The organism is Paenibacillus sp. sgz302115, from assembly GCF_056120445.1.
This window is the reverse complement of record NZ_JBVYOK010000075.1, coordinates 1-345: the sequence shown is the minus strand read 5'-3', so window position 1 is coordinate 345 and position 345 is coordinate 1. Positions and strand designations below refer to the sequence as shown.

Sequence of the window (345 nt, the reverse complement as noted above, 5' to 3'; positions counted from 1 at the left end):
GCAAACAATGCCAAAATGGTGTTTGACCAGATAAAAACATATGTAATAAAATGGATGAAGAGTAATGGATTGAAGCTTTTGGCGGCGGTCATCGGGATATTGGTGGGCGTTGTTGTCGCAGAAATCGTCACGGGTGGAGCCATCACGGCTGCTCTTCCGCTACTGATGAATATTTTAATGACCGTCATGGAAGCGCAGGCGATTGTATCTGTTGCGCAGACACTGGCAGAGGCCTCTGTCCACATTGGCACTTACCTCAGCCAAGGCTGGCAAAAGCTGATCGAACCGGCGGCTATTGCACTGGCAACAGCAATGGCGATGGGCCTGGTCGAGCTGGCGATGGAG

The 345-nt window shown here is 51.0% G+C and carries 1 protein-coding gene; it reads left to right on the top strand.

The features are described from left to right. Positions 1-69: 69 nt before the first annotated feature. The coding region (locus AC0LWN_RS32715; RefSeq protein WP_474672756.1) for a hypothetical protein at positions 70-345 on the top strand (276 nt) is incomplete at its 3' end.